Below are 25,277 nucleotides of genomic sequence, written 5' to 3' on the forward strand. Positions count from 1 at the left end.
AAAATTAAGAGGGATCTACTAAAAATAAAGGTTGATCAAACTCAACAGGAGAAGAATCTTCGACTAAAATTTTTACAATCTTACCAGAAACTTCTGATTCTATTTCATTAAATAATTTCATAGCTTCAATTACACATACTACGGTACCTGAATTTACAGAATCTCCTACATTTACAAAAGCCTCTTTATCCGGAGAAGATTTCCTATAAAACGTACCTATCATAGGAGATTTAATAGTTATATATTGTGAATTATCTTCTGAATTATCTTCTGAAAGAGTTGAAGATGTATTGGTTGTTTGTATTTGAGGCACAGTTGGTAATTGTTGTACAGGAATTGGTTGTACGGGCTGATTAACAGCTGGATATATTACTTCTGAATTACGAGTTTTAATAGATATCTCAAATTCTTCTGTTTTATAAGTCACTTCTGCAACATTAGATTTTGAAACAAATCTAATCAAGTTTTGAATGTCTTTAATGTCCATGAACTAAAGCTTTTTTAAATTTCAAATTTAAATTTATTTTTATTAATACACAAAAAACCATTTAATTAATTAAATGGTTTTAATATTTTAAAGATCAGTAAATTGGATTAATCTTCTGCAGTTTCAGCAGCTTTTTCCATAACTACTTTTCCTCTGTAATACAATTTATCTTCGTGCCAATAAGCTCTATGGTAAAGATGTAATTCTCCCGTTGCTGAGCATTTAGCGAGTTGAGGAACAGATGCTTTATAATGTGTTCTTCTTTTATCTCTTCTGGTAGAAGACTGACGTCTTTTAGGATGTGCCATAATTCCTTAAATATTATATTATTTAATTACTATTTTAACTTTATAAGTCTTCATCTGTATTAGGAAGACCATATTTTTTTAATAAATCCGTATATTCATCCTCGTATCCTTGTAAATACCTTGGATGAACATGTTTCATTGGTATAGATAAAATTACACATTCAAATATTAGCTGCGAAATATTAACACTATGTGAACCTACAGGAATAATTAATATTTCTTCATTACTATCATCATATTCTTCCCCAAACTTAACAAGGGTTTTGATCTTGTTATTAATAGTTTGTTCATAATCTTTGTCAGAGATATCACAACGTAAAATTACAGTACCACTGATATTTATTTCCAATTCTAAAAATGAAGAATGTTTAATAAGTAAAACATTTACTTCTATTGCAGGATTATAAAACTCCTGATCAAAATCAAATAAATCAAAAAACGATTGCTCAATGCTCATATTAAAGCTATGGTTTCCAAGCTTTAAAGATGAAAATGAGATATCATAATTGTGTAACTTTTCCATAAAAATGGATTGCAAATTTAAAGATTTGTTTCAAAACTACAAACTTTATTTAAAAAAATAATAAATGTAAAACATAGATTTTGAGATTATTTCAAGTAAAGGTAATATAGTAAAGTATGTATTTTTATTATTGTTATTTTTTTATTAAATAATTTTTAAACTTGCTTTTATTATTCAGTTCAGATTTGATTAAAAAAAAACAATTTTCAATTATATTTGCTAAATGTTATTGAGAGAATATTTAAATATTTATTTAGATGAATAAAATCCTTATAAAATATATTAGTTTAAATATTTTAATTACACTTATTGTTTTTTTTATATTTTATTTTTTTTCATGGAACTTATTTTATAAAACCTATGCTTTTATCTCTTTTTTAATTATTGATATAGCTTCCATATTTGTTTTTTTGGGGGTATACTTTTCTTTTAAAAAAATCTTTAAAAGGATTTTTACAGCTTATCTTTTTTTTACATTCTTCAAAAATATATTTTTATTATTTTATTGCTTTAAGTATAAGCAGGTTACGGAGAGATTGATTTTTTATCTATTTATAGTTTACATTATAACGATAAGCATTGAAATTATATATATTTTAAAACTTTTCTATTTCAGTGAATCTAAAAAAACAATAACATGATAAAGCTCATGTATATGTTATATATATATTAAAAATAGTTATATTTGCAAATCTATTTTATGGAAAAATGAAGAAATTTATATTTAGTTTTTTGGTTTTACTTTTTGTTTCAAATATAGTGCTAGCAGAAGATAAAAATCAAAATTCAAATAAGGAGTTCAATCCAACCGAAACAGCTTTACATCATGTGAAAGATTCGCATCAGTTTTCTATTTTAGGTGAAAGGATAGTGCTAAATTTACCTGTAATCTTATGGACAGATAGCGGATTGGTTTGCTTTTCTTCGAAAGAATTTAATGGTGACGATACGGGTAAAGTTAAAGTTGAGAAAAATGGATTAGCTTTAGCAAAGTATCATGAAAAAATTTATTATGCTAATGCTACACCAAATTTTGAAGGAAATTATTTAGATATAGAACATGAACATCCTGTAAATAAAACTCCATGGGATTTTTCAATTACAGAAAATGTGTTTTCTATGTTTCTTTCTATGGTTCTATTATTAGTGATATTTGTAGGAGCAGCAAGATATTATTCTAGTAGAAAATATAACGGAGTTCCTAAAGGGGTTGCGTCAGTAGTAGAGCCAATAATCGTATTCATCAGAGATGAAATAGCTATTCCTAATATTGGTGAAAAGAAATATAAAAAGTATTTGCCTTTTTTATTAACTATATTTTTCTTTATATGGTTGAATAATATTTTTGGATTGATACCATTCTTTCCATTTAGTGCGAACTTAAGCGGGAATATAGCATTCACATGTACTTTAGCTTTGTTTACATTTATCATTACTACTTTTAGCGGGAAAAAAAATTATTGGAAACATATCTTTTGGGCTCCAGGAGTACCCGTTCCGATGAAACTTTTTTTAGCTCCGATAGAATTTATAGGTATATTTACTAAACCTTTCTCATTAATGATTCGACTTTTTGCTAACATAACAGCCGGGCATATAATTATTATTAGTTTAATTTCTCTAATATTTATATTTAAATCATATTTAGTAGCACCCGCTTCAATTGTAGCAGTAGTTTTTATATTTTTAATAGAAATTTTGGTAACTGCTTTACAAGCATATATTTTTACAATACTTTCGGCTCTATACTTTGGTATGGCTGTAGAAGATTCACACGAAGAACATTAATTTTAATATATATAAATATGGAAGTAGTTGGAGCAGGTTTAGCTGCAATAGGAGCAGGTTTAGGAATTGGTTTAATTGGTGGAAAAACGATGGAAGCCATAGCCAGACAACCAGAAGCCCAAGGAAAAATTCAATCTTCTGCTTTAATTTTAGCAGCATTAGTTGAAGCGGTAGCATTATTTGCTATTGTAGTATCTTTAATTAAAAATTAAATAAGAAGAGTAGAAATTTTAAGAAAACCTGATTTTAACGGTTGGTTTGTTCGGGTTTTCTTTAAATATTAAATAATTATTCAAAAATACAAGATAAACTCAAAGATATATTATGGATTTATTAACCCCTGAAATTGGATTAGTTTTTTGGACTACTATTTCATTTATTGTATTATTATTTTTATTAGGGAAATTCGCATGGAAACCTATTCTTAAAGCTTTAGAAAATAGAGAAAATTCTATTCAAAAATCTTTAGATGAAGCTAAAGATGCAAGAGAAAAAATGATGGAATTAACTTCTCAAAATGAGCAGATTTTGAAAGAAGCAAGGATTGAAAGAGAATCGATTCTTAAAGAAGCTAGAGAAATAAAAGATAAAATGATTAATGAGGCAAAAGAATCTGCAGTACTTGAAAGTAATAAAATAATTTCTGCAGCTAAAGAAACCATCAATAATGAAAAGATGGCAGCCGTTAATCAAATTAAAAAAGAAGTAGCAGATTTATCCATAGATATAGCAAAAAAAGTTTTACAGAAAGAGCTTAACTCTGCAGAAGAACAAAAGAAATTAGTTGAAACTTTGCTAGACCAATCCAAATTAAATTAAAATGTCCAAAATAAGAATTGCAAGAAGATATGCAGATGGTTTGTGGGATTACGCTTTATCTGTGAAAGAAGAAGAGATTATTGTTGAGGAAATGCAATCTTTAATAAATATCATTAACGGAAGTAAAGACTTTCAGTTATTTCTTAAAACTCCTATTTTAGAAACTGAAAGAAAAATACAAATTGCAGCTCAAATTTTCAAATCTTTCTCTAAAACGACTCAACATTTTATTACTTTAGTTATCAAACAAAATAGAGAATCCGATTTAATAGACATAGCGGAAGAAGTTATTCATATCTATAATGAATTTAAAGGAATTCTGCAAGTGACTATTACCTCAGCAATACCATTAGAAGATAAAACTATTTCAGATATCTTAATAAAATATGGAAAACTAGATGATCCAAAAAAAGTAAGAGTAGATAATAAAATAGATGAAAGTATAATTGGGGGATATATTTTACGCTTAGGAGATCAGCAATTAGATGCAAGTGTAAAAACAAAATTAGAAAACATCAAAAAACGGTTTGAACAAAAAGTATATTAGATAGATAATAAAGTTTTTACAATAAAAATTAAAAAACCATTATGGCAGATATAAAACCGGCAGAAGTTTCTGCTATTTTAAAACAACAATTATCAAATTTTGATGATAGTATTTCTTTAGATGAAGTAGGAACAGTATTACAAGTAGGGGATGGTATTGCCCGAGTTTATGGATTAAGTAATGCAGAACAAGGAGAATTAGTCAGATTTTCTAATGGATTGGAAGGAATGGTACAAAATCTTGAAGAAGATAATGTAGGAGTTATTTTATTTGGGCCATCGAGTAGTATTAAAGAAGGAGATACTGTTTCAAGAACAAGAAGTATTGCTTCTATTAAAGTAGGGGAAGGAATGATAGGACGTGTAGTTGATACTTTAGGATTACCTATAGATGGCAAAGGTCCTTTACAAGGAGAATTATTAGAAATGCCACTAGAAAGAAAGGCTCCTGGAGTAATTTATCGTCAACCTGTAAGTGATCCTTTACAGACAGGTATTGTGGCCATAGATTCAATGATTCCTATTGGAAGAGGTCAAAGAGAATTAATAATTGGAGATAGACAAACAGGTAAGTCTACCGTTGCAATTGATACAATAATTAATCAAAAAGAGTTTTATGATAGAGGAGAACCTGTATATTGTATATATGTAGCAATATCTCAAAAAGGTTCAACAGTAGCACAGATTGTAAAAACATTAGAAAATAGGGGAGCTATGGATTATACTATAATTGTTGCAGCAAATGCATCAGATCCTACTCCTATGCAAGTATATGCACCTTTTGCAGGAGCTGCAATTGGTGAATTCTTTAGAGATACCGGAAGATCAGCTTTAATCATATATGATGATTTATCTAAGCAAGCTGTATCTTATAGAGAAGTATCTTTGTTATTAAAAAGACCACCAGGAAGAGAAGCTTATCCAGGAGATGTGTTCTATTTACATTCAAGATTACTTGAGAGAGCAGCCAAAATTATAAATAATGATGAAGTTGCAGCTAATATGAATGATTTGCCGGAGTCTTTGAAAGGAAAAGTAAAAGGGGGAGGATCTTTAACAGCACTTCCTATTATTGAAACTCAAGCTGGAGACGTTTCTGCTTATATTCCGACAAATGTAATTTCCATTACTGATGGGCAAATTTTCCTTGAAACAGATCTGTTCAATTCAGGAGTTCGTCCTGCTATCAACGTAGGTATATCAGTTTCCAGAGTAGGAGGAGCAGCACAGATTAAGCCTATGAAAAAAGTTTCTGGAACTTTAAAAATAGACCAAGCTCAATATAGAGAATTAGAAGCTTTTTCAAAATTCGGTTCAGACCTTGATGCAGCTACAGCGGCTGTAATAGCAAAAGGAGAGAGAAATGTTGAAATTCTGAAACAATCTGTAAATTCTCCAGTTCCAGTAGAACAACAAGTAGCTATAATTTATGCAGGAACTCATAACTTATTAAAATCTATTCCGGTAAATAAAGTCAAAAATTTTAAACAAAATTTATTTGAAGTTTTAAAATCAAAATATTCTGACTTATTAAAAGAAATAAAATCCGGGAAAATAGACGATTCCGTTACAAATTTATTAGAAAAAATAATAGAAGAAGTAGCGCAAAATTTCATTAATTGAAAATAATAAGACTATTTTAAAAAATTTATTATACTAGATATGGCTTCATTAAAAGAAATACGAAATAGAATTGCTTCTGTAAATTCAACCACGCAAATTACTAGTGCAATGAAAATGGTTTCTTCATCAAAATTGAAAAAAGCCCAAGATGCAATTTGTAAGTTACGTCCATATTCTAAAAAGATGCAGGAATTATTATCTAATGTAAGCTCAAATTTAGATTCTGAAGTTGGTGGAGAATATGTTCGAAAGAATGAGGTTAATAAAGTTTTATTGATAGTAATTACATCAAACAGAGGTTTAGCAGGAGCTTTTAATTCTTCAGTTGTTAAAGAAGTAAAAAATTTAATAGAAATAAAGTATAAAAATAAACAAGTTGAAATTTTAACTATCGGTAAAAAAGGATATGATATACTGAATAGGTCTAGTGTTATTTATAAAGATTACAGTAATTTATGGGATTCTCTAACTTATGAAGGAGTTGTTGAAATCGCAGAAGAATTAATCAATTTATTTATTACAAATAAATATGATAAAATTGAATTTGTTTATAATCAATTTAAAAATGCAGTAATACAAGTATTACAAGTAGAACAATTTTTACCTTTACAAATTAAAGAAGATAAATCTAATTCAGATATAAACAAAAATATAAATATTGATTATTTATTTGAACCTTCTAAAGAAGAAATTTTAACTCATTTAATACCTAAAACATTAAAAATACAGTTATTTAAAGCAATTTTAGACTCACATGCGGCAGAGCATGGAGCTAGAATGACAGCTATGCAATCCGCTACAGATAATGCCGAATCCTTAAAACAAGATCTAGTTATTTCTTATAACAAGGCAAGACAGGCTTCCATTACAAATGAATTGATAGAAATAGTAAGCGGAGCTCAAGCTTTGGATAATTAAAAATATAATTTTTTATGAAGGTCACTTTTTTAAGTGACCTTTTTTTATAAAATATTTATAGGAAATTCCTTTATTTATTTACATTTAAGAAGTTTTCAATGTAAATAAAAAAAGAATTAGAGTTATTATTAGATCTTAGTTTCCTATTTCTAGGATAATTGTAATAAAACTATCTACAAAAAAGAAATCCATAGGAGGAAATAGGATATTAAATTTTTAAAGATTTTATTGAAAAGTAATTCTATAGATATAGTCTTTATTTTAACTTTGAATTATATTTTTAATTTTATGAAAAAAATCATAATTTTGCTTGGCAAAAGCACATATGTCACTTAGTTCAAAAATTATTGAAGAAGCAATCACTTTTGATGATGTACTTCTTATACCATCTTACTCAGAAGTACTTCCTTCGCAAGTTTCCCTAGAAACTCAATTGACTCAGAAAATAAATTTAAATATACCTATTGTATCCGCAGCTATGGATACAGTAACCGAGTCAGATTTAGCCATAGCTTTAGCACGAGAGGGAGGCTTAGGATTTATTCATAAAAACATGACTATTGAACAACAAGCCATTGAAGTTAATCGTGTTAAGAGAACTGAAAATGGGATGATAACTAATCCTATTACACTAAGTAGAAATCATACCTTACAAGATGCATTAGCCTTGATGCAGGAATATAAAATTTCAGGGTTGCCTGTAATCGAAGAAGATTATACTTTAGTAGGTATTATTACGAATAGAGATATAAAATATCAATCAAATTTATCTCAAAAAGTTGAAGATATTATGACAAAAGAGAAAATCATAACCTCTTCACGAAATACTTCTTTGGAACAAGCAAAAGAAATACTCTTAGATAATAGAATTGAAAAATTGCCAATTATAGATGATCATAATAAATTAATCGGTCTTATTACTATTAAGGATATAGATAATTTATTAGAATATCCCAGAGCCTGTAAAGATGGAAATGGAAGATTGAGAGTGGGAGCTGGAGTTGGGGTAGGAAATGATACTTTGGAAAGAGTAGATGCTTTAGTGAAAGTTGGGGTTGATATTATAGCAGTAGATTCTGCACATGGTCATTCTATTAATGTATTAAATAAAATAAAGGAAATAAGATCTTCTTTTCCAGAGTTAGAGATTGTAGGAGGAAATATAGTTACTTCGGAAGCGGCCAAAGATTTAATAGAAGCAGGAGCAAATGCTTTAAAAGTAGGAGTAGGGCCTGGTTCAATATGTACAACCAGAGTAGTTGCAGGAGTAGGAGTACCTCAACTTTCTGCTATATATAATGTTTTCGAATATGCTTCACAAAAAAGTATTCCGGTAATTGCTGATGGAGGAATAAAATTATCCGGAGATATAGTTAAAGCAATTGCAAGTGGAGCTTCTTGTGCTATGTTAGGCTCTTTATTTGCGGGCACAGAAGAAGCTCCTGGTGATGAAATTATTTTTCAAGGCAGGAAATTTAAAAGCTATCAAGGAATGGGATCGCTTTCTGCTATGAAAAGAGGAAGTAAAGATAGGTACTTTCAATCAGAAGCCAAAAAATTAGTTCCAGAAGGAATAGAAGGGAGGGTTCCTTATAAAGGAAAGCTTTCAGATGTAATTTACCAATTGTGTGGAGGAATTCGAGCAGGAATGGGATATTGTGGTACTGAAAATATTAAAAAATTACAAAAAGATAGTAAAATGGTTAAAATATCTTCAGCAGGATTAAAAGAAAGTCACCCACATGATGTGATCATTACTCAAGAGGCCCCTAACTATTCGAATTAGTTTTGTTTTTTTAATAAAGGTATAAATTATTAGAATTATTAATAATTTCGAATATTAAAAAAAACTTAAAAAATATTTTATAAAAACTAAAATAATTAAAAAAGTCTTAGTATTAAGACTTTTTTAATTATTTTTTTATTGAGTCAATTTTCCAATTTCTAATTTCAATATTACAGGTTTTTTTTGAAAAATTATAGCCAAATGACAAAAAAAATTAATTTGTTGAGACAATTTAAAAAGAAAGGAGTATACATATAATATATTTATTTATGAATAAGGGCTAAAGGTTTTTAGGATAATAGGGAAGTATACTTGGTTATTTAATAAACAATTGGGTTATATTAGTACTTATTTTTTACTAAAAATAAGATGACAAATAAGCATAATAATAGCAATACTTCCTCCTACGAATGTAACTCCGTTCCATCCGAAAACTTCAAAAGCATATCCAGTCATTAAAGTTCCTAAAGCGCCTCCAATAAAATAACTGGTCATATAAATAGTATTTACACGGTTTGTAGCGTCAGGATGTCCTGAAAAAATAATAGATTGATTGGTTATATGAGAGGCTTGAACGCCAATATCAATTAGAATAACACCAATAATTAATCCAATATAAGAATTACCAAAGCTGTAAAATATAAACCAGGAAATAATAATTGTAACAATAAAAATAATCATTAAAGTAGATTTATTATATTTATTAATAATTCCTCCTAAAAAAGCAGCAGTAATAGCTCCGGCAATTCCTGCCAATCCAAATTTTCCTGCCAAATTACTAGCGTTTCCACTAGTTAAATGAAAATCCTTTTCAAGATGAAATACTAATGGAGTCCAGAAAGCACTAAGCGAAGCAAAACTAAGCCCTCCTCTTAGAGCAGATAATCGTAGTGAAGGATCAGATTTAAATAGGTGAGAAAGAGAAAACATTAATTCTTTATATCCCCCCTTAAAGTTTGGATAAACTTCAGGCAATTGTAAATAAATCAGTATCCATAAAATTATCATTACGAAAGTAGCTATATAATACATTTCTTTCCATCCCCAAATATCTCCGATATATCCACTTAAAACTCTTGAGCCTAGAATTCCTACCAATAAGCCACTCATTACAAAACCTACAGCTTTAGCTTTTTTATCAGGTGTAGCCAAAGTTGCAGCCATAGGTATAAATAATTGAGGGATTACCGAAGTAAATCCGATAATAAAACTTATAGGAAATAATAATTCCACAGAAGGGCTCATAGCCATAGATAACAAAGAAATAATAATAAAAATAAAATCAATAAGTATCATTCTTTTCCTTCTGAACATATCACCTAAAGGAATAAAAAAGAAAAGTCCGAAAGCATATCCTATTTGCGTAAACATGGTTATGCCACTGATCTTTGATTCACTTACATTAAAATCTTTAGCCATCAGACCTAATAAAGGTTGATTATAGTAATTATTAGCTACAACCAATCCAGAACTGATTGCCATTAACCATAAAATTCCGGTAGTAAGTTTAGGTTGAGAAATATTCATTTCTTATTTTCAAATTAAATTAAAAAATCAAGGGGTCAAAGGTATGAAATAAATTTTCCAGTGTGAAAATTATATTGTTCAGCTTCGTTTAATGAAATCAATAAAAATTAGTGTTTACGGATGATTAAATGAAAACAAAGTTATGTAATTTGATAAACTAAAATTACAAAAACTCTTAACGAACAACAAAGGCTTATCATATTAGTAATCCATCAAAATAAATTTCATATATACAATCAAAAATTCTATATAATAGTAAATGAATAATTATTTAATTTATTATGTTTATAGATGAATTTATAATAAATAAATAAAGTATGAAAAATAATGACTTATTCACTTAAAATGAGATTTGCTATAAATAATTTTATAAAATATTAATATATAAATTAACAGGACATATTTAATAAAATTATAATAAATTTGTGAGAAAATAGGTTTGTATTATTAAAAAAAATAATTTATTTATATTGATTGAAAATACCTTGTTGGAAAGGAGTCCATAGACAAGCTTTTAATCCAGCATTTTTTAAAGCTGAGTTCACCCAGGTATTACAAGTAAAAAATAGTTGATAGGTTCCTTTAGCCTCGTAAAAAGAATCATTTTCCCCATAAGTATTAGAAGTTATAATATTAATAAGATTCCCTTTTTCGTCTCTTTTAAAATATTGTTGTATATATTTTATAAGTCGTTTATATTGATCTTTGGAAATCATTATTTTTTTATAATCTTTTTCATCCTCAATACTTTTAAGATATGTAGTATGAATTGCCGTGGTACTAAGGCCGAAAGCAGCTTTAAAAGCTACCGAAACTTTTACATGATCCCAATCAGGGACATCAAGAAAAAATCCCCGATCACCCCAACCTATAGAAATATAATTTTGTATACTATCTTTACTTGAAGTTTGGCTGTATTTTATTTCCTTACTCCAGTTTATTTCTTCTGTTTTTATAGGAAATATTAGGTCAGTATGCATGCCATTAGTGGAAATATATATGGGCATTTCTTCAGGTTGATTATCTTCTTTGTTAACAGTAATATGGGAAAAAATATATGCGCCTGCTAAATATAAAAATAATACAGAGGTAATAAATAATAATAAGAATCCCATGCATTTTAAGAACTTTTTTATAAAAAGTAATTTCATAGAGTTAAAATTTAAAGCCCTAATTTAAATATAAAAAATAATTAAATATTATTTATAATTAATTTTTTGAATATATCTGTATTTTTGCACTTGTATTAATGAATAATGGGAAAAGATAAATTAAGAAAATTTGCTGAAAATAAAACTTTTTATAATGTTTTGCAGCCCTCAAGGGAGGAGGTTGTGAATGATAATGGATTTTATTTAAAAGGAAAATGGCGAAAAGAATTTTTTAAAAATGATAACCCTATAGTTTTAGAGTTAGGTTGTGGGAAAGGTGAGTACTCAGTAGGATTGGCACAAAGTTTTCCAAATAAAAATTTTTTAGGTATAGATATAAAAGGAGCTCGGTTTTGGAGAGGAGCAAAAACGGCTATAGAACAAAACATAAAAAATATCGGTTTTTTAAGAACCCAGATAGAATTAATTAATTTCATTTTTGAAAATGGTGAGGTAGATGAGATATGGATTACTTTTCCGGATCCTCAAATTAAATTTAAGAGAACTAAACATAGATTGATAAATCCTTTATTTTTAGATAAATATAAAAAAATATTAAACTCTAAGAATGGAGTTATTCATTTGAAAACTGACAGTGAATTTTTACATGGTTATGCTAATGGTCTTTTACAAGGTTTAGGTTGTAAAATATTGGCTTCTCATCATGATATTTATGGTGCTCCAGAATATGATTTACCTTCTTATGTTAGAGAAATAAAAACGTTTTATGAAAATATATTTTTAAAAGAAGGAAAGCCTATAACTTATCTAAAATTTAAAGTATAAATAGAGAAATTTTATTTAAAATATTGTTTTATTATGATTTCAGAATGAATAATATTAATATTCTGTTTATAAATAATTTTAATATTATATGAATTTAAAGTTGATTTTAAAACATTTATTTAAGCGATTCAATTACATTTAAAATTGAAATTTATTTCTAAATACATACTAAAAAAGTAAATTAATAATATGCAAAAAATAAACCCTCTATTAGAGGGTTTATTTTTTTGTATTTGTAAATTTTATTAATCACAAAGGATAATTCCTTTATTATTATTAAATTCTAATATACCTCCTTTAATAAGATAAGTATCAAATTTTCCTTCTTTAGTTAAATTTTTATTAACTGAAGAAGAAATTATAGATTCAATCTTTATTTTTCCTGAAGTAAGTGCAGAAACAATAGCTGCGTGATTTTCTAGCATTTGAAATTCACCATGTAATCCAGGAATAATTACAGATGAAACTTCACCATCAAAAATAGTATCTTCAGGGGTTAATATTTGTATTTTCATTAATAAACTTGAAGATTTAAATTAATTTTTCAATTCAGCTAACATTTTTTCACCATGCTCAATAACTTCTTCAATAGTTCCTTTAAGATTAAATGCAGCTTCTGGATATTGATCTAGCTTACCATCCATGATCATATTAAATCCTTTAATAGTATCTTTAATGTCTACTAAAGCACCAGGAGTTCCGGTAAATTGTTCTGCAACATGGAATGGCTGAGATAAAAATCTTTGTACTCTTCTGGCTCTGTGTACTACTAATTTATCTTCTTCACTTAATTCTTCCATACCCAAAATAGCAATAATATCTTGAAGGGCTTTATATCTCTGTAAGATTTCTTTTACTCTTTCTGCACAATTGTAATGTTCATCTCCTAAAATCTCTGGAGTTAATATTCTTGAGGTTGATTGCAGAGGATCTACGGCAGGATAAATACCTAATGAGGCTATCTTTCTATCTAATACTGTAGTTGCATCCAAATAAGCAAAAGTAGTTGCCGGAGCAGGGTCTGTTAAGTCGTCTGCAGGTACATATACTGCCTGAACGGAAGTAATAGAACCATTCTTTGTAGAGGTTATTCTTTCTTGTAAAGCCCCCATTTCGCTGGCTAAAGTTGGTTGGTAACCCACAGCTGAAGGCATACGTCCTAATAAAGCGGAAACTTCAGAACCTGCCTGTGTGAAACGGAAAATGTTATCTATAAAGAATAAAACATCACGCCCTTTACCAATTCCTTCTCCATCTCTGTAGTATTCTGCTAATGTCAATCCAGAAAGTGCTACTCTGGCACGTGCTCCTGGTGGTTCATTCATTTGCCCGAAAACAAAAGCAACTTTAGAAGTTTTTAGTGCTTCATGGTCTACCTTGGATAAATCCCATCCACCATTTTCTAAAGACTTCATAAACTCATCTCCATATGAAATGATTTTAGATTCTAGCATTTCACGTAGAAGATCATTTCCTTCTCTGGTTCTTTCACCCACTCCTGCAAAAACCGATAGACCTCCATGGCCTTTGGCTATATTATTAATTAATTCTTGAATCAATACGGTTTTTCCTACTCCCGCACCTCCAAATAATCCAATCTTACCTCCTTTGGAATAAGGTTCTATAAGATCTATTACTTTGATACCGGTATAGAGAACTTCTGCCGATGTAGATAGATCTTCAAATTTAGGTGCTGGTCTATGTATAGGTAATTCATGGGTTTTAGGAACCTCTCCAATACCGTCAATAGCTTTCCCTACTACATTAAATAAACGGCCATTAATTTGGTCTCCTGTAGGCATTGTAATGGGTTTATTTGCTGAGAGAACCAATTGTCCTCTGTGTAAACCGTCTGTAGCATCCATGGCAATACAACGTACAGTATCTTGTCCGATATGTTGCTCTACTTCCATAATTAGAGAAGGTTCTCCATTTTCTTTTACAACTTCTAAAGAGTCATAAATATTTGGAAGTTCTGATACTTCTTCAAAAATAACGTCTATAACAGGACCGATTATTTGCGATATCTTTCCTTTTTGTTCAGTTGCCATATTATTTAGTATTCGATAACTTTAAGAATTTTATGTATTTCTGCTAATTTTGCATTACTGCAAATATAATATTTTATTCTCATTCTCTTTTGAAAAAAATATAATATTTATCATATTTGCACATTAAATTTGTTTACTAAATATAAGTGGAAATTCATATAGGGAATATAGAACAACCTAGAGAAAAGAAAATTATTTTAACCATAGGAATGTTCGATGGGGTTCATTTGGGGCATCAGTTTGTTATAAAATATTTAAGAGAAATTGCAAGTAAAGAAGGCGGAGAAACTGCAATAATGACTTTTAATCCTCATCCCAGATTTGTTTTGCAGCCCCAAACAGATTTTAGATTACTTACGACTTTAGATGAAAAGATTAAAATTTTGGAAAGCTTTTCGGTTCAGCATTTATATATTCAAGAATTTACACATGAATTTAGCCGTTTAACAGCTTTAGAATTTGTAAAAAATATTTTAGTAAATCAGTTGAAAATCCATTCCCTAATCGTGGGATATGATCATCAATTCGGAAAAAATAGAGATGGTAATTTTGAACAACTTAAACTTTTCTCAGAAATGTTTAATTTTAAATTATATCGGTTGCCTCCCATTACAGAACATAATACAGTGATAAGTTCTACTAAAATTAGAAATCAAATAAATGAAGGTAATATAGCTTTGGCTAATCAATGGCTAGGATATCCCTTTATTATGATAGGAAAAGTGATCCAAGGTGATAAGATAGGAAGAACAATAGGATTTCCTACTGCTAACATTGAAATTGACCCTCAAAAAATATGCCCTAAAAACGGAGTTTATTTTGTTAATGTAAAAGTTAGAGATAAGAATTATAAAGGAATGATGAACATAGGGGTACGTCCTACAATAAAAGGGGTGAAAAAACAAATTGAAGTTCATATACTTAATTTTAATGAAGATATTTATGGGGAAATATTAGAAATTCATTTTTACGAAAGAGAAAGAGATGAAAAAAAATTTATATCAATAGAAGGTTTAAAAAAACAATTAACTAAAGATAAAGAGAATACTATTAAATATTTTTCAAAATAATTAAGGGGATTTTACATCTATAAGATTCAATTTTATAAGTAAAGGAGCATTTGCTCCAATTTTATTTTCATCTCCATATAAGCCATAAGCGGTAAAAGAAGGTAATAAAATTTCAACCGTTTCACCTTTTCTCATTTTATATAAAGCACTTTCAATCCCCCTAATTTCATTAAATTTACCTAAAATGCCTTGTTTATTTCCAAATTCTTTTGTAGAATAAATTATTCGATTGTTTAAATCTTTTACTTCTGCGGTATAAATTACCTGATCATTTAATTTTGCCAGTGGAGAATTATTTTTTATAACGTATCGAATCCATATACCTGAAGATGTAGTTTCAAAAATATGTTGTAATGAATCTTTTTGCTTATTTACCCATTTTTGAAGATATTTTCTTTCATTTGTTTCTCTAATTTTGGAATATTTTTGAGAATTTTGTAAATAATCTGTATGTTTCGACTGTTCAGGTTGAAAAATTTCTTTCTTTTGACAAGCGGCAAAAAGTAGAAATAAAAATAAATAAACAATATTATTAAATATTTTCATTTTCTATAATATTTTTAAATTTTTGAATTGTATTTTCAAGAGAAAGATCACTTCTACCTCCGGCAGCATTTATATGTCCTCCTCCGTTAAAATATTTTCTAGCAAATACATTAACATCAAAATTACCTTTAGAACGAAATGAAATTTTGATAAAATCATTTTGCAAATCTTCCATAAAAAAAGCTACAAATTTAATGCCTATGATAGATAAACCATAATTCACAAAACCTTCTGTATCTCCTTTTTGGTATCCCATACTTTTTAGTTGTTCTCGGGTAAGTGATAATATTGCCGTGTTTTTTTCTTTTATCAGCTGCACCGAGTCTAATACTGTGCCTAATAATTTAATTTTTTCAGTTGTATTGTTATCTAAGATATTGGAAGCTGCTAAATCTGGTAAAACACCTTTATCAATTAAATGGGCTATTATTCTATGAGTTTCAGCAGTAGTGTTTCTATATCTAAAACTACCTGTATCTGTTAGAATTCCTGTATATAAACAATAAGCAATATCTTCATCAATTTTTGAGACTTCGCCTATTGAATCAATAAATTTATAAATCATCTGGCAAGTTGCCGGTTGTGTAATATCTGAATATATAAAATTAAAAGAATCGGGTTGCTGGTGATGATCTATTAAAATTTTAATAGCTTTACTTTTATTTAATTTATCTTCAAGTTGATTTATTCTTGCAGCTGTGTTAAAATCTAGACAAAAGATTAGATCTGCTTTTTTAAATGCAATTTCAGTGTATTTAGTTCTATATTCAGCAATAATAATATTTTTTGCTTTAGGCAACCACTTTAAAAATTTAGGAAATTCGTTGGGAACAATAATAGCTGAATCAATATTTAATTTTTTTAAAAAAAGTTGTAATGCAAGAGAAGATCCAATTGCATCTCCATCAGGGTTTTGATGTGTAAGGATAAGTATATTTTTCTTAATTTTTAAAAGATGTTTTATTTCGGATAGTTCTTTTTCTGAAAACATATAATGCATATTTTTAGTAAAAATATAAAAATCACTCCTTATGAAGAGTGATTTTTATAGAGAATATGAAAAATTAGATTTTATTTAATTCTATAAATTATCGTACGATGAAGAAGTATCTCCTCCAAAATTCCAGGTTAAACCAAATCTTAAAGTATTATCCAAAGCATTATTTACACTGGCTGTGGTTATTAAATAAGAAAAATCTATACCAAAAGATTGATATTTAAGTCCTGCACCTAATGTAATGTATTGTCTGCCTCCTTTATCCGGGTTTTCATAAAAATACCCGGTTCTGAATGCAAAAGCATTTTTAAAAGTATATTCACCAGCAATACTATAAGTAATTTCTTTACCTGCATCTTTATTTCCGAAAGAACTAAACATTCCAGAGATAAAACTTTTGTCAGGAACTTCCGTATGGGTTGTACCATTAGAATCTGTAACATCTTTAGGTGCAGGTACTAATAACTTAGTAGCTTCAAATGTTAACCCTAATTTATTTTCACTATCAAAAAATAAATCATATCCTACACCTAATCTTAGATTCGTAGGAAGGTAACTTTTATTTTCCTGACTATCTGAATAATCTAATTTAGGTCCCATATTGAAAATTCCCCATCCTGCTCTCCATCGACCTTGATAGTTTTTAAAAACGTCTGTTTTGTTTGATTGGAAATATCCGGTAACATCTACAGCAAATGTATTGGCCGCTTTAGTTTGTGCATATGAATTATCTACATTGTTAAAAAGATCAGAACGTATATACCTAGCAGTAACAGCCATAGAATATACATCAGCAAGTTTTAAACCATAGGATAAGTCAATAGCAAATTCATTGGGTTTAGAAGTGCCTTTTTCAACAATATCATTCCCTATTAATTCATTTAGTTGAATTTCTCCCATGTTAAAGTAATAAATACTAGCAGCCACCGTACTTCTTTCTTCCTCTCCTAAGAAAGTATAAAAAGTACCATTTAATAAAAATACATCATTAGTTAATTTATTCATATAAGGAGTATAAGATACACCTATTCCAGAGTAGCTGCTTCCAAATACATATTTGGAAGGATTCCAATATTGGGAATATTCATCTGGCGACGTGGCGACTCCTTGATCACCTAATCCTCCAGAACGGGCATCTGGGGAAATTCTTAAAAATGGAGCCCCAGTTATTATAGCATAACGATTATCTTGAGCTTTTAAAAGAGCAAAGCATAGGATGGTTAGTAATAAAATACTTTTTTTCATGTATTTAATTAAGTTTTGTTTTTTACAAATTATATTAGCAAAGATAGATTTTTATTTTTAAATTATCTATAAGGAATAAACTTAAAAATCTTTATTGCTATTTTTAATGTTTTTGTCTAATTTTTTGGTAGGAATGTTAATTTTTTGATTTTGTATTATTCATAAGTAGAATTTTATAAACTAGATCATCCCTACGCAAACCATTCTTATTCATTTTAACGATAAAATTAATAGGGATATTGTTATTTAGAGATTATTTTTTCTTTGTTAAACTTAAATACAATTTATTTGGGTATAATAATTTTCTTTTTATGCAATATTTATTTTCAACTAAACAATATTTCAAGTTTATTTATCGTTACTCCACTATTAATTAGAAATAGAAAAATTTTTAAATTCATAATAATATATTATTTTTGCATGTTTAAAATAATGAAAATAGATATAATGAAAATAGGAAAATTCATTTTATTGTTCACTGTGGTTTCTTCATTTTCTTTCCTTCTAACAAGTTGCGGTGGAGGTGGAGGAAAATCAAAACTTGGTGGAGGAACAAAAAATACTCAAAGTTTATCAGGATGGAAAGCAAATGATAAGAATGGATGGTTTTTTAGCAGTAAAAGGAAAAATGAAAAATCTTGGGTAGGAATGGTATTTGTTGAAGGAGGGACTTTCACTATGGGATTGGTAAAAGATGATGTTATGCACGATTGGAATAATACTCCTACGCGTATGCAGGTGCGTTCTTTTTTTATAGGAGAAACAGAAGTAACCAATTATGAATATAGAGAATATGTTACATGGTTGAAATATGTATATTCTCCTAGTGATGAAAATTATAAAGATATTTATTACGGAGCACTTCCGGATACATTAGTTTGGAAAAATAAATTATCAAGAAATGATGTGTATTCCGAAGATTATTTCAGGGCACCACAATTTGATAATTATCCCGTAGTAGGAGTTTCATGGTTACAGGCACAAAGATATTGTGATTGGCTTACAGATAGAGCAAACGAAAGGGAGTTAATGAATAGAGGAATTATTTCGAGAAATTTTTATAATGACCCAGCCAATAATGTGGGATCTAATTCATTTAATGTTGAAAAATATAAATATAATGATCCTTCATTAGAAAACATTGTTAATCAAGACAAAGTAGCAAAACAAAGTGGAATAGGAAATAAAAATGAAAGAGTAGTTGCTGTAAATAAAAGTGCTCAAGGTAATTTAGTACAAAAATTTAGATTGCCTACAGAAGCAGAATGGGAGTATGCAGCTCTTGCTGAGGCCGATAATAGGCAATATAATTTAGTAGAAGGGAAAGATGTGATGATCAATAGAATGCGTGAGAAAAAAGGGAGAAACCGAGGACAGTTTTTAGATAATTTTAAATATGGACAAGGAGATTATTCCGGTATAGGTGGCTGGGGTAACGATGGAAATGCCATAACCTCTGATGTAAGAGCCTATCGTTCAAACCCGTATGGTATTTATGGAATGTATGGTAATGTGGCTGAATGGACTCAAGATGTATACCGACCTTTAATAGATACCGATTTTAATGATTTTAACTATTATCGTGGTAATGTTTATCAACGTTTTATTAATGAAGAAGGAAGTCCGGGGCAGTTTAAAAAAGTGGAGGATGATAATATTCAATATGATACATTAACAGACGGAAGAAGAATCTATAAAAGTTTATCAGGTAAATTTGAAACTGAGGTAGTTGAAGATTCTAGAAATTTTAGAGATGGAGATTTACAATCATCTTTAGAAGCAGGAAATGGAAAAACAGACTCAGCAGGAACATATAATTTTTATAATTCGCCAATTAGAAATTGGGTGGTTGATAAAAAAGGAAGAGTTATTTTACAAAAAGATGCTAAACAGAGAACCTCTCAAATAAGTAATGATTTGAGGGTTATTAAAGGTGGCTCTTGGAATGATACAGCATATTGGCTGGATCCGGGTCAGAGAAGATATATGAATGAAGCAGAATCTGCAGTTTGGGTAGGATTCAGAGTAGCTCAGGATCATAAAGGAAAAGAAAGCTCTTCTGTAAAGACCAAGAGAGGAACTAATAATAGGATGCCTAGATAAATATAAGCTTAATATTATAATATAGGGCTATCTTTTAGGTAGCCCTTTTTATTTAATATGGAAATAGGTGATAAGGTAAATGTAATTGATGAGAAAGGAACTTTTATTATAAAAGAAATAAAAGGTCATCAAGTAATTCTTTTAGATGAATATGGTTTTGAAAATATTTATTTAGCTAAAAGTATTATACCTTATAGCTCTTTAAGAAATCTAAATTTTGATTGTTTAGAAGAGATGAAAAAAGATGAACATAAGGATAATAAAAGTATAATTATAAAAAAAGAAACTATAAGAATAATTGATTTACATATAGGGCATTTGGTCGATTCTTTGAGAGATATAAAACCCCATCAAATGTTACAGAAACAAATTAATGTAGCATATTCAGAAATAAAAAAAGCAAAAAAAGATGGAATTAAAAAGCTCATTTTAATTCATGGCAAAGGTAAAGGAGTTTTAAAAAAAAATATATATCAACTTTTACAATCTATAGACGATATAGAATATTTTGAGGCAGATATTATGAAATATCGATTTGGTGCAGTTGAAATTAGATTTAAATAAGTATTTTAATACCTTTGTTTGATGAATTTTAAAATTATATATGTTATACTTTTCTTAAATTCTACCCTGTTTTCTTTAGCGCAAAAAGATAAAATAATAATTACGGCTACTTTAGATACCTTATCTAAAACCTTAGCTGTAAATCAAAAAATATTTTTTTATAATGATACAAAGACGTCTTTAAATTCGATTTATTTTCATTCTGCCACTAATTCATATTCCAATAATCATACAGAGCTAGGGAAGAGAAAATTAGAGGACCGAAATAAGGTATTATATTTTTCAAAACTTAAAGAAAGAGGAAAAATAGAAAATCTAACTATTTTTACTCAAAATAAACCGGCATTATTTTTATTAAGAGATTTTGAATTTTATGAAATTTATTTATATGAACCTTTATTGCCAGACAAAACTATTACGATAGAGTTAAATTATAAAATAAAATTACCCGTCGATAAGATTTCAGGTTATGGTTATTCAAAAGATGGAAGTTATTTGTTAAAATATTTTTTTTTGCAGCCTTTATCATATAAAGAAAATAAACCATTACTAGTACCTTTTACTGATACTGAATTTAGTCCATACAGAAATACAGATTATGAAATAAACCTTCAATATCCTGATAATTATTTTATAGATAGTGATTTAAAAGTAATAGATTCAAATAACTTAATGGGGACTAGTAAGGATGCCATCAGTATTTTAATATCAAAAAAAAATAATATTAAATTTAATTATAAAATCAAGGAAGATTCTGTAGAAGTATCTATAGGCTATGGAATTAAAGATAGTCTTTTAAATATTTATCAAAATAAAATAGAACGAGAACTGTCATATTTGCATAAAAAGCTGGGACCATTACCTTCAAAAATATTTATTAGTACTAAAATTAAAAAAAATCAAAATTTTATAGGAGTAGACGATATCAACTTTTTTGGGATAAAAGAATGGAATTTATTTAGTGAAGAAGATCAAATAGATCTTAAATTATTCCAGCAAATTGCCTATAATGTAATCAATCAAAAAATTGAGTTGGATAAAAATTTGAATCATTGGATATTGAATGGATTATTATTTTATTATCAATATAACTATATTAAAGAATTCTATCCTAATACAAAATTATTAGGAAATTTGCCTAATGAAGTAAGTGTATTCAAAATAAAACCCTTGAAGTATTTTTTTATTTCAAAAGTACCTCTTACTGACAGGTATAAATTAGGTTACAGATATATTGCAACACAAAATTATGATCAGCCTATTAATGAAAAGTATTTAAATTTAAGTAATATAAATCAGATAATTATAAGTGGATTTAAAACCGGCTTAAGTTTCAATTTTATTTCAAATTATATTGGGAAAAATATTTTTGAAGAATCTATAAAGACTATAGTTCAACAAAATAATGACAAAGAACTAACTTCAGAAGAATTAAAAAATTCATTAGAAAAAAGCTCTAAACGTAATTTAGATTGGTTTTTTAATGATTATATAAATTCAAATGAAAGAATTAATTTTAAGATAAAGAAATTTTATTCTCAAGAAAATCAAGATAGTATACAAATTAATATTTATAATAAAACCCAATTACCGGTTCCAATTTTAATTTCAGCCAAAAAAGATAAGAAAATAGTCAATGAAAAATGGGTATATTCTACAAAAAAAGACTCATTATATTCTTTTCCTAAAGGAAATTATGATGAATTATTAATAAACCAAAATTATCTATTTCCGGAAATAAACGATAATGATAATAGTTTAATTACCAAAGGTTTTTATAAAAATAAAAAAAGATTTCAATTGAAATTTTACGCAGATGTAGATAATCCTAATTATACACAAATATTTTATGAACCTAAGGTAAAATGGAATAATTATGATAAATTTATTTTAGGTATACGGTTTTATAACCGTTCTCCTTTTTCAAGACCTTTTGAGTACTCTTTCGCTCCTACATATTCTACAGGTACTAATAGTCTAACAGGATCAGGATCACTCAACTATAATATTGATATGGAAACGGGGATATTCAGAAGAATTTCTTTAAACTCTAATTACAATTACTTTCATTATGATAAAGGCCTATCTTATACACAATATTCAGAAGGATTGAGCTTTATTTTTAAGAAAAGACCTAGATCTGAGATTTCAAGAACTATAAGTGTTGGTTTTAATAGCGTAGAAAGGGAAAAAGATCCTTTTAAACTAAGGGAAAAAAATGATTATTCGCATTATAACCTTTTAAATATTTCCTATATATACTCAGATAAAAAAATAATTAATGAGTGGTATGGTAGAACTGATTTCCAACATTCAAATCTTTTTGATAAAATTAGTTCGGAAATATATTATAGACATGAATATGCTTATAATAAGAAAATAACTTTACGTTATTTTGGTGGATATTTTTTTAATAATAGATCCAATTCAACTTACTTTGATTTCGGCATTGATCATATAACAGATTATAGCTTTAGTTATGTAGATTATTTAGGAAGATCAGCAACCAGTGGATTATTGTATCAGCAATACATAATGGCAGAAGGAGGGTTCAAATCTTTAGTAGATAAATCTGCTAGTAAATGGATTAATACATTAAATGGAGAAATACATTTATGGAAACTTTTTGATTTATATGCAGATGCCGGAGTTTATAAAAGTAATGGTAAATCTATACGGTTCATTTATGATTCAGGGGTTAAACTCAGAATAATTCCAGATTTCCTAGAACTTTATTTCCCAATGCAATCTACATTAGGATTTGAACCAGCAATGAAAAATTATTTTTCAAATATAAGGTTTACATTTAATTTTAATCTTTCTGCGGTGGTTAACCATCTTAGACGTGGATGGTATTAGTTTTATTAATTGTCGCTTTTTGATATATTTCAGTTAAAGCACTTACTAAAGCATCAATATCTTCTTTAGAATTGTAATGACTAAAAGAAATTCGTAATGTTGTACTATTCATGAGTACTTCAGTACTAAATAGTTGTAACATGGTATTGGAAGGTTTGGTAGCACCTGATGAACAAGCACTTCCCTGAGATACAGCTATACCTTTAATATCGAGTTGAAAGCCTACCAAAGTATTGGGAAAAGGCAGTAATATACTGATTAAGGTGTATATGCTTTGTGAATTTTCTTGACAAGTACCGTTAAATGTTATGTTGGGTATATGTTTCGTTAACTGTTTAATAGTATATTGCTTTAATTTTTCTATTTGCATTTTTCTTTGCTCTAATTCTTTCATAGCACAATCAAAAGCTTTTCCCAACCCTACAATACCATATACATTCTCTGTGCCTGCACGCATATTTCTTTCTTGGGATCCTCCGGTAATTATGCTTTTTAAACCGGAAGTTTTTTTTATATATACAAATCCCACTCCTTTAGGACCATGTAATTTATGAGCACTACAAGTAGCAAAATTAACAGGTAAATTTGCAAGATCTATTAAATAATGTCCCATTGTTTGTACAGTATCCGAATGGAAAAGAGCATTATATTTCTTACATAAGTTGCCCACATAGTTTAAGTCAATTAAATTTCCTATTTCGTTATTTGCATGCATTAATGAAACTAATGTAGGCTTATTTTCCATTAAATATTCTTCAAGAGTTTCAAAATCTAAATTTCCTTTTTTATCTTTAAGAGGAAGGAAAATAATTTCGAGTTCATTGTGTTTTTCCCTTAAATCACGAATGGTCTCCAAAACACTTTTATGTTCTAAAGGAGAAGATATTATCCGCCTTATTCCTAAATTTTCAACGCAAGATCTAAGGATCAAATTATTGGATTCTGTACCACAAGAAGTAAAAATGATTTCATGAGGAGGTACATTAAGCCATTGAGCTATGCATTTTCTTGCAGCTTCAATTTTAGCCTTTCCTTCCTGCCCAAAACTATGAGTAGAAGAGGGGTTTCCATAATCTTCATTCATAGATTCCATCATAACTTCAATCACACGTTTATCTATAATGGTAGAGGCTGCACTATCTAAATATATCTTCTTCATTGTAATCTTTATTCTATTTTTAAATATACATTGTTTGAATTTGTTTTCTCTATTTCAGCAATAATATAAGGAGTAGCTATGGCATCAGTAGAAAATAAAGTTCCATTTTCTTGGATAGTTTGCAATTTAACAATAATTGATTGATTTTTTCTTTCTACTTTTTGAACGGAATATTCTAAACCTCCACTAGATTTTTCTCCAAAAGTTATAAAAATATAATCTTTTTTAGGTGAATATTTTCTATGAACAATAGGAAAAACATTTTTATGAAACTCAGTGAAAAGAGAATCAAAATCTTTTTTATTTTTAACGAGCATATGGAAAGGATAAGAAATTCCTCCATATGCTCCTGACTCAATTATACGAAAATTTATACAAGAATTATTAGATGTATTTTGCTTTACAGTATGACAATTCATAA

General features: G+C 28.3%; 24 protein-coding genes. 12 read left to right on the forward strand and 12 right to left on the reverse strand.

Translation table 11 applies throughout. The annotated features are described in order from the left end of the window. Positions 1-4: 4 nt before the first annotated feature. The 3 genes from accB to C4S77_RS03190 form a co-directional block, all read right to left on the reverse strand. Positions 5-487: an acetyl-CoA carboxylase biotin carboxyl carrier protein gene (gene accB / locus C4S77_RS03180; RefSeq protein ID WP_105192125.1), complete on the reverse strand. Its 483-nt coding sequence runs from the start codon at positions 485-487 to the stop codon at positions 5-7. A 107-nt stretch (positions 488-594) separates the two neighbouring features. Next, positions 595-795 (reverse strand): 50S ribosomal protein L32, encoded by a 201-nt coding sequence (gene rpmF, locus C4S77_RS03185; protein WP_105192127.1) that lies wholly within the window; start codon positions 793-795, stop codon positions 595-597. 40 nt (positions 796-835) lie between these two features. Continuing rightward, positions 836-1,318: a YceD family protein gene (locus C4S77_RS03190; protein ID WP_105192129.1), complete on the reverse strand. Its 483-nt coding sequence runs from the start codon at positions 1,316-1,318 to the stop codon at positions 836-838. A 708-nt stretch (positions 1,319-2,026) separates the two neighbouring features. Here C4S77_RS03190 and atpB point away from each other — a divergent pair. The 7 genes from atpB to guaB all read left to right on the forward strand — a co-directional run bounded on the left by atpB (position 2,027) and on the right by guaB (position 8,798). Further along, positions 2,027-3,106 (forward strand): F0F1 ATP synthase subunit A, encoded by a 1,080-nt coding sequence (gene atpB, locus C4S77_RS03200; RefSeq protein WP_105246008.1) that lies wholly within the window; start codon positions 2,027-2,029, stop codon positions 3,104-3,106. Positions 3,107-3,123: 17 nt separating this feature from the next. Continuing rightward, a complete protein-coding gene (atpE, locus tag C4S77_RS03205; RefSeq protein WP_105192135.1) occupies positions 3,124-3,318 on the forward strand; it encodes an ATP synthase F0 subunit C in 195 nt (64 codons plus the stop codon). Positions 3,319-3,430: 112 nt separating this feature from the next. Then, a complete protein-coding gene (locus tag C4S77_RS03210) occupies positions 3,431-3,925 on the forward strand; it encodes a F0F1 ATP synthase subunit B (protein WP_105192137.1) in 495 nt (164 codons plus the stop codon). Between the two features lies 1 nt (position 3,926). Next, on the forward strand, positions 3,927-4,472 hold the full coding sequence (gene atpH / locus C4S77_RS03215; RefSeq protein WP_105246010.1) for an ATP synthase F1 subunit delta: 546 nt from the start codon (positions 3,927-3,929) through the stop codon (positions 4,470-4,472). 41 nt (positions 4,473-4,513) lie between these two features. Beyond that, positions 4,514-6,094: a F0F1 ATP synthase subunit alpha gene (gene atpA, locus C4S77_RS03220; RefSeq protein WP_105246012.1), complete on the forward strand. Its 1,581-nt coding sequence runs from the start codon at positions 4,514-4,516 to the stop codon at positions 6,092-6,094. A 39-nt stretch (positions 6,095-6,133) separates the two neighbouring features. Continuing rightward, the gene (atpG, locus tag C4S77_RS03225) at positions 6,134-7,012 is read left to right on the forward strand and encodes an ATP synthase F1 subunit gamma (protein ID WP_105246014.1); all 879 of its coding nucleotides are present in this window, start codon (positions 6,134-6,136) and stop codon (positions 7,010-7,012) included. A gap of 325 nt (positions 7,013-7,337) precedes the next feature. Then, complete coding sequence (guaB, locus tag C4S77_RS03230) at positions 7,338-8,798, forward strand: IMP dehydrogenase (protein WP_105246016.1); 1,461 nt, start codon at positions 7,338-7,340, stop codon at positions 8,796-8,798. A gap of 348 nt (positions 8,799-9,146) precedes the next feature. On the opposite strand, the gene C4S77_RS03235 is transcribed toward guaB, so the two are convergent. Both C4S77_RS03235 and C4S77_RS03240 read right to left on the reverse strand, forming a co-directional pair. Next, positions 9,147-10,325: an MFS transporter gene (locus C4S77_RS03235; RefSeq protein ID WP_105192147.1), complete on the reverse strand. Its 1,179-nt coding sequence runs from the start codon at positions 10,323-10,325 to the stop codon at positions 9,147-9,149. 461 nt (positions 10,326-10,786) lie between these two features. Next, on the reverse strand, positions 10,787-11,440 hold the full coding sequence (locus tag C4S77_RS03240; protein WP_245915770.1) for a TIGR02117 family protein: 654 nt from the start codon (positions 11,438-11,440) through the stop codon (positions 10,787-10,789). Positions 11,441-11,581: 141 nt separating this feature from the next. Between C4S77_RS03240 and trmB the strand changes: the two genes are divergently transcribed. Next, the gene (gene trmB / locus C4S77_RS03245) at positions 11,582-12,262 is read left to right on the forward strand and encodes a tRNA (guanosine(46)-N7)-methyltransferase TrmB (RefSeq protein ID WP_105192151.1); all 681 of its coding nucleotides are present in this window, start codon (positions 11,582-11,584) and stop codon (positions 12,260-12,262) included. A 245-nt stretch (positions 12,263-12,507) separates the two neighbouring features. On the opposite strand, the gene C4S77_RS03250 is transcribed toward trmB, so the two are convergent. Both C4S77_RS03250 and atpD read right to left on the reverse strand, forming a co-directional pair. Continuing rightward, the gene (locus C4S77_RS03250; protein ID WP_105192153.1) at positions 12,508-12,777 is read right to left on the reverse strand and encodes a FoF1 ATP synthase subunit delta/epsilon; all 270 of its coding nucleotides are present in this window, start codon (positions 12,775-12,777) and stop codon (positions 12,508-12,510) included. Positions 12,778-12,798: 21 nt separating this feature from the next. Next, positions 12,799-14,313, reverse strand: a complete 1,515-nt coding sequence (gene atpD, locus C4S77_RS03255) for a F0F1 ATP synthase subunit beta (RefSeq protein WP_105246018.1) — start codon at positions 14,311-14,313, stop codon at positions 12,799-12,801. A 146-nt stretch (positions 14,314-14,459) separates the two neighbouring features. On the opposite strand from atpD, the gene C4S77_RS03260 reads away from it, so the two are divergent. Further along, positions 14,460-15,383, forward strand: a complete 924-nt coding sequence (locus C4S77_RS03260) for a bifunctional riboflavin kinase/FAD synthetase (protein WP_260209376.1) — start codon at positions 14,460-14,462, stop codon at positions 15,381-15,383. Here the strand turns inward: C4S77_RS03260 and C4S77_RS03265 are convergent, their stop codons facing one another. The 3 genes from C4S77_RS03265 to porV form a co-directional block, all read right to left on the reverse strand. Next, the gene (locus C4S77_RS03265; protein WP_105246020.1) at positions 15,384-15,929 is read right to left on the reverse strand and encodes an FKBP-type peptidyl-prolyl cis-trans isomerase; all 546 of its coding nucleotides are present in this window, start codon (positions 15,927-15,929) and stop codon (positions 15,384-15,386) included. Continuing rightward, positions 15,916-16,920, reverse strand: coding sequence for a DHH family phosphoesterase (locus tag C4S77_RS03270; protein WP_105246022.1), 1,005 nt, complete (start codon positions 16,918-16,920; stop codon positions 15,916-15,918). Before C4S77_RS03270 ends, C4S77_RS03265 begins: the two co-directional genes overlap by 14 nt. Before the next feature lie 90 nt (positions 16,921-17,010). Further along, complete coding sequence (gene porV, locus C4S77_RS03275) at positions 17,011-18,171, reverse strand: type IX secretion system outer membrane channel protein PorV (protein WP_105246024.1); 1,161 nt, start codon at positions 18,169-18,171, stop codon at positions 17,011-17,013. A gap of 447 nt (positions 18,172-18,618) precedes the next feature. Here porV and gldJ point away from each other — a divergent pair, with 447 nt between their 5' ends. The 3 genes from gldJ to C4S77_RS03290 are packed head-to-tail and all read left to right on the forward strand — an operon-like array spanning position 18,619 to position 23,697. Continuing rightward, positions 18,619-20,274, forward strand: a complete 1,656-nt coding sequence (gene gldJ / locus C4S77_RS03280; protein ID WP_105192342.1) for a gliding motility lipoprotein GldJ — start codon at positions 18,619-18,621, stop codon at positions 20,272-20,274. Positions 20,275-20,331: 57 nt separating this feature from the next. Further along, positions 20,332-20,838, forward strand: a complete 507-nt coding sequence (locus C4S77_RS03285; protein ID WP_105246026.1) for a Smr/MutS family protein — start codon at positions 20,332-20,334, stop codon at positions 20,836-20,838. Positions 20,839-20,859: 21 nt separating this feature from the next. Next, a complete protein-coding gene (locus tag C4S77_RS03290) occupies positions 20,860-23,697 on the forward strand; it encodes a gluzincin family metallopeptidase (RefSeq protein WP_105246028.1) in 2,838 nt (945 codons plus the stop codon). Here C4S77_RS03290 and C4S77_RS03295 read toward each other — a convergent pair. Both C4S77_RS03295 and C4S77_RS03300 read right to left on the reverse strand, forming a co-directional pair. After that, complete coding sequence (locus tag C4S77_RS03295; protein ID WP_105246030.1) at positions 23,678-24,856, reverse strand: cysteine desulfurase family protein; 1,179 nt, start codon at positions 24,854-24,856, stop codon at positions 23,678-23,680. The two genes, C4S77_RS03290 and C4S77_RS03295, sit on opposite strands and share 20 nt — an antisense overlap. A gap of 8 nt (positions 24,857-24,864) precedes the next feature. Next, a complete protein-coding gene (locus C4S77_RS03300; RefSeq protein WP_181042799.1) occupies positions 24,865-25,275 on the reverse strand; it encodes a protease complex subunit PrcB family protein in 411 nt (136 codons plus the stop codon). Positions 25,276-25,277 lie beyond the last annotated feature (2 nt).

Origin of the sequence: Apibacter adventoris (genome assembly GCF_002964975.1) — a bacterium.
In the GTDB taxonomy this organism is placed as follows: domain Bacteria; phylum Bacteroidota; class Bacteroidia; order Flavobacteriales; family Weeksellaceae; genus Apibacter; species Apibacter adventoris.